General features: G+C 70.6%; 7 protein-coding genes. 2 read left to right on the top strand and 5 right to left on the bottom strand.

From position 1 onward, the window contains the following. The 3 genes from ACJ73U_RS46265 to ACJ73U_RS46255 form a co-directional block, all read right to left on the bottom strand. Window positions 1-188, bottom strand: a 188-nt coding sequence (locus tag ACJ73U_RS46265; protein WP_407784171.1) for a hypothetical protein, incomplete at its 3' end; no start/stop codon positions are given. Between the two features lie 379 nt (window positions 189-567). Further along, window positions 568-1,164 (bottom strand): response regulator transcription factor, encoded by a 597-nt coding sequence (locus ACJ73U_RS46260; protein WP_133907713.1) that lies wholly within the window; start codon window positions 1,162-1,164, stop codon window positions 568-570. A gap of 121 nt (window positions 1,165-1,285) precedes the next feature. Beyond that, window positions 1,286-2,074: a hypothetical protein gene (locus tag ACJ73U_RS46255; protein WP_407784170.1), complete on the bottom strand. Its 789-nt coding sequence runs from the start codon at window positions 2,072-2,074 to the stop codon at window positions 1,286-1,288. Between the two features lie 93 nt (window positions 2,075-2,167). On the opposite strand from ACJ73U_RS46255, the gene ACJ73U_RS46250 reads away from it, so the two are divergent. Beyond that, complete coding sequence (locus tag ACJ73U_RS46250; RefSeq protein WP_407784169.1) at window positions 2,168-2,620, top strand: hypothetical protein; 453 nt, start codon at window positions 2,168-2,170, stop codon at window positions 2,618-2,620. Between the two features lie 40 nt (window positions 2,621-2,660). Here ACJ73U_RS46250 and ACJ73U_RS46245 read toward each other — a convergent pair whose 3' ends face one another. Further along, on the bottom strand, window positions 2,661-3,632 hold the full coding sequence (locus ACJ73U_RS46245) for a MerR family transcriptional regulator (protein WP_407784168.1): 972 nt from the start codon (window positions 3,630-3,632) through the stop codon (window positions 2,661-2,663). A gap of 204 nt (window positions 3,633-3,836) precedes the next feature. On the opposite strand from ACJ73U_RS46245, the gene ACJ73U_RS46240 reads away from it, so the two are divergent. After that, a complete protein-coding gene (locus tag ACJ73U_RS46240; RefSeq protein ID WP_407784167.1) occupies window positions 3,837-4,136 on the top strand; it encodes a WhiB family transcriptional regulator in 300 nt (99 codons plus the stop codon). 76 nt (window positions 4,137-4,212) lie between these two features. On the opposite strand, the gene groEL is transcribed toward ACJ73U_RS46240, so the two are convergent. Next, on the bottom strand, window positions 4,213-5,422 hold a 1,210-nt coding region (gene groEL, locus ACJ73U_RS46235), incomplete at its 5' end, for a chaperonin GroEL (RefSeq protein WP_407784166.1).

Genomic DNA, 5,422 nt, shown 5'->3' with positions numbered 1-5,422 from the left:
GAAACCAGGAACAACACAACGACGAAGACGACGAGCGTCGAGGTCCGAGCCCAGAAGGGCCGCACCGGATACCCGCCGTCCACGAACTCGCCATCGACATACTCGCCGTCGACATACTCGCCGTCGGCTAAGTCACCGTCGGCTAAGTCACCGTCGTCAACGCCCGACTCAGGGGTACGGCTGGCCACAGAAGGCTCGAAAGAGGGCTTGGCGGACCCATCCCAATCGCCAAGCCCTTCCCCGCCCACTCCACCCTCACCAGCCGAAGAAGACCCGCGAGAGGAAGAAGCGGACCTGGCCAACCCATCGCGATCGCCAAGCCCCTCCTCACCCACCCCGGCCCCACCCTCCGGAGAGACACCGCCCAAACCAGCCGAAGAAGACCCACGAGAGCGAGAAGCAGACCTGGCCAACCCATCCCGATCGCCAGACCCTTCCCCACGCACCCCGGCCCCACCCCGACTCCCGGCGTCCGCACTCGAACCCCGGTCGTCCCCGTCAGCCGGCCTGACCGACCCATCCCTGTCGTCAGACGCGGCTAACTCGGAACCAGTCACATGGCAGAGCCTAGGAGACGAGCCCTCGCCGGAAGCCGTGCGCCACGGCTTGAGCACGATCCCGAACGCCCAACTTGCGGAACAACCGCCGCGCGTGCGTCTTGACCGTGTCTTCCGAGAGGTACAGCTCCCGTCCGATCTGTCCGTTGCTCTTGCCCATCGCCATCCCGCGGAGCACCTGCAGCTCGCGGTCGGTCAGCTGAACACCGGGGTCGGAGGGCTGACGGGGCGCCGGCACCGAGGTGGACGCCAGCGTGTGCGCGAGCGCGGCCACCAGTTCCGGCCGGGACGCGTCCCACCGGAGGTACCCACGAGCACCGCCCGCGATGGCCGCGGCGATGCTGCTCGCGTCGTCCGGAGCGCCGAACACGATGACGTTGGCCGTCGGGTTCGCCGACACCAGGCGGCGAGTGGCCTCGACGCCGGTGGGAACCGCACGCTGCGTGCCGACCAGAACCACGTCGACGGGAGCGCGGGAGAATCGGGCGAGCAGCTCGTCACCGTGTGCTACGCAGTCGATGCGACTCACACCTGGCACCGCGGACATGACACGGGTCAGTCCTTCCCGCACGCCGCGGCGGTCGTCGCAAATCAAGACCGTCGTCACGGGGACTCCTTCCTGCAGCCGAGTGACGTACTACTCCCTATCGGACGCTTGAGGGCGAACCTTGACACGATCTGGTGGTAAATCTGCTGACCAGTTCGCCCAGATGTCCGAGCGCCCGCGGTCACCCGGTTGGGCCAGTCACTGTAGGCACCCATGGAGAGCGTTCCGCGAGTGCGCGCCCGCGGGGCTCTGCTCTCCGTAACACACTGTGTAAGGCGATCGCGGCACAGCGGCGATGCGTTAGTGCCTCGTCCGGGTCAGCTTCGGCCAGAAGCAGTGACGCCGGCCAGACCAGGGACAACAGGTGCAGATCCGTAGCCTCGTCCCGCGCCCGGGTGACGAGCTTTCGGGCCATGGCCGGATCGGCGTCCCTGAGCGCGGCGCCCAGCACGATCTCCGACTTGAGCCGGTGCCGGGTGCCGGTGGACTCCGCGAGCGCCCGCTCCGCGTGGGGCCGCGCGAGGTCGGCTCGACCGGCGCTCAACTCGATCTCCGCCGAGACCCAGCCCGTGCGCACCCGTGCGCGCCAGGTCGTCCGGGGTGCCCGGTCCCGCGCGCGGCGTGCCTCGTCGAGCCGCCCCGCTCCGATGGCGTCGGCCGCGAGCCCGAGGAGGGCGTCGGCGCGGGCCTCGTCACTGGTGGACCGGACGAGGGCCCGCGCGTCGAGCGGCCGCGCGGCCGCGTGCCCGCCGAGCTGCCGGCGATGGGAGGCCAGCGTGGCCGCGGCGAGGGCCCCCAGGTCGTCGGGGCGCTGGGTCAGAGGTGTGAGAAGTGTGGCCGCCCGCGCGTACCACCCCTGGGCACCGAGTACGACGGCCGCCAGCCACCGGCCACGCGGTTCCTCGGGGACGGCGCTGACGACAAGGCCAGGCCGAGCCCCGAACGCGGCTTCTTCCAGTGTGGCGGTCACAGCTCCCCCGATGCCGGGTGGGGAACGCCTCCGGTTCCCGAATCGCAGCCTACCGGGGTCCACCGACAGTTCCGGCCCGTTAAGTTCGGCGCCATGCGACCCCGACAAGTGGTACTCACCCTGGCGCTCGTGGCCGCGCTGCCGCTCGCCGGTTGCACCGGGTCACCGTCGACGTACGAGGAACGCATCGCCTACCTCAGGAAGGTGGCCCAAGAGGGCGCGGAGGCCGGCAACCTCCTGCGCGCCCAGGAAGCCCCTCTGATCGACAAGGCGCGGTGCACCAGGGCCTTCAACGGCCTCACCCGTCCGGAGGACTACCCGGCCGACACGGCCAGTGGCGGCGTCTCGAAGGAATGGGCGGACCAGATCCGCGAGTTCTGGATCGACTCGTGCGTCTCCGGCAAGCCGAAGCGCACCTCCGACGCCTCGACCACCACCACCACGACGACGACCTCCGAGGAGCCCCCGACCACCACCGCACCGACCACCGCAACCTGGACGACGACCACGACGACGACCACGTCCCCAACCACGACCACGCCGTGACCTCGAAGATCGCAGAGGCCGGCCCTGCGCGGATCTCGACTCAGCGCGGCGTGGTGACCAGGCCTTCTATCCGGTGCACCGCGTCGGACAGGTCGTCCAGCCGGTCCACGCGGTCCGGCAGGTCCGCGGTGAACCACCCCGGCCCGCACGCGAACAGCCTGACCCGCTGCCGCGTGCGGGGCACCTCCGCGAACACCTCCGGCCGCCCGTTCCGCGGCAGCTGCGCCCACACCGCCACCGCGGCCGGGCCCGTTCGGCGGACCGCGGCGGCCAGCGCGGACGTCGGCAGCGCGGCACCCAGCATCTGCGTGCCGATGCCCTGCCTGGCCAGCGCCGCACGCAGTACGTACAGCGGCAGCGAGTGCCGCTCCTCCGGCGCGCAGCACAGCAGCACCGGACGCGGGTTCTTCGGCGCGGTCACCAGTGGCGTCGCGCCGATCAGCGCTGCCAGCGCGCACTCGTGCACCAGGTGCTCGACCTCCACGTACTCACCCGAGTGCGCCCACCGGCTCGCCAGCGCGGCCAGCACCGGGCGCAGCACGTCGTCCCACATCGAGACGACGCCGAGCGCCTCGATGCTGTCGGCGAGCAGCAGCTGGGCGGCGACCGCGTCCATGGCCGTCGCCGCCCGGGACAGGCCCAGGACGGCACCCGATCGGGTGCTGAACTCACGCAGTAGCGACGCTCCGGCGTCACGCGAGGTCACGACCTCCGGGGACGGCGGGGCCACGGACCGCAGGGCGTAGTTCGCCGCCTCGGCCGGGGTCGCGCCGCGCAGGAGGGCGTGCTGCATCAGTTCGAGCCGCGCGATGTCGTCGTGGGTGTACCGGCGGTGCCGGCCCGTCGTGTGGGCACGTGGGCCGATCCCGTAGCGGCGGTCCCACGTCCGCAGCGTCGCCGGCGCCACCCCCAGCCTGCGGGCAACGGCCGCGACCGGCAGTGTCTCCTCGTCGGGCGCGACCCGGTCCACCAGTCGGACGTGATCGCCCACGGACGTTTGCTTGGTCGCCACACCCCCATCGTCGGGTGATCCGAGGGGTCCGGCAACTGGATCGACGAATACGCAGCGTGGAGGCCCCTTCACCGATCGGTTGAATCCCCAGGCCAATAAGTCGATCACTATTGAACAAGCTTTGGCGCGGTTCTAGCGTTGGTTGCGCTGCACCGAATGGAGTAGCCGGTGAGTGCGAACAGCCGGCGAGGGAGGCGGTCACCAATGGCAGACACTCGGAGGCTCCCGGGGCCCAACGCGGACGTGTGGGACTGGCAGCTCGAGGGCTCTTGCCGAGGCATGGACAGTGCGTTCTTCTTCCACCCGGACGGTGAACGCGGTCCGGCCCGGGCGCGCCGCGAGGCGAGAGCCAAGGCGATCTGCCAGGCCTGCCCCGTGCTGGAGCTGTGCCGGCAGCACGCACTCGCGGTGCACGAGCCGTACGGGATCTGGGGTGGCCTCTCCGAGGGTGAGCGGGAGGCGATCATCAAGGTGGAGAAGCGCACGCTGGCCGTGGCCAGATAGGGCTCCACACGCGCGAACGCCGCGTCCGGTGAGGTTGGCACCGGATGCGGCGTTCGTCTTTCAGGTCGGAAACCGGTCAGAAACCGGGACCGTGGCCGTGGCCATGCCCGTGGCCGTGCCCCGCGGCGGCCTCCGGCTCCACTTCCTTCTTCTCCACGACCGAAGCCTCGGTGGTGAGCACCATCCGGGCGATGGACGCCGCGTTGGTGACCGCCGAACGAGTGACCTTGACGGGGTCGACGACACCGTCGGCGACCAGGTCGCCGTAGGTCAGCTTCGCCGCGTTCAGGCCGTGGCCCCAGCCGAGCTCCTTGACCTTGGACACGACGACCGGGCCCTCGAGACCGGCGTTGGCCGCGATCCAGGACAGCGGCGCGGACAGCGCCTGGCGCACGAGCCGGACACCCGTGGCCACGTCGCCGGACTGCTGCTCGGCCAGTGCCTCGAGCTCCTTGGCCACGTGCACCAGCGACGAACCGCCGCCGGGGACGATGCCCTCCTCGACCGCGGCCTTGGTGGCGGCGACCGCGTCCTCGATGCGGTGCTTGCGCTCCGACAGCTCGGTCTCGGTGGCGGCGCCGACCTTGATGACCGCGACGCCGCCGGCCAGCTTGGCCAGCCGCTCCTGCAGCTTCTCGCGGTCCCAGTCGGAGTCGGTGGCCTCGATCTCGCGGCGGATCTGCTCCACGCGACCGGCCCGGGCCTCCTTGGTGCCGCCGCCCTCGACCAGCGTCGTGTCGTCCTTGGTGACGACCACGCGCCGGGCGGTGCCCAGCACGTCCAGGTCGACCTCGGAGAGCTTCATGCCGACGTCGGAGGAGATGACCGTGCCGCCGGTGACGACCGCGAGGTCCTCCAGGAACGCCTTGCGGCGGTCACCGAAGTAGGGCGCCTTGACGGCGACCGCGCGGATGGTCTTGCGCATGGCGTTGACGACGAGCGTGGACAGCGCCTCACCGTCGACGTCCTCGGCGATGATCACCACGGGCTTGCCGGCCTGGGCGATCTTCTCGAGGATCGGCAGCAGGTCGTTGAGGGAGGAGATCTTCTCCCGGTACAGGAGGATGTAGGTGTCCTCCAGCACGGCCTCCTGGGCCTCGGGGTCGGTGACGAAGTACGCCGACACGAAGCCCTTGTCGAACTGGACGCCCTCGGTGATGACGAGCTCGGTGGCCATCGTGGAGGACTCCTCCACGGTGATCACGCCGTCCTCGCCGACCTTCTCGATGGCCTCGCCGAGCAGCGCGCCGATGGAGGAGTCCCGGGAGGCGACCGTGCCGACCTGG

This window comes from Actinophytocola sp., assembly GCF_045807065.1.
GTDB lineage: Bacteria > Actinomycetota > Actinomycetes > Mycobacteriales > Pseudonocardiaceae > Actinophytocola.
The sequence above is the reverse complement of the archived record's forward strand: the minus strand, read 5'-3'. Positions and strand labels throughout refer to the sequence as shown.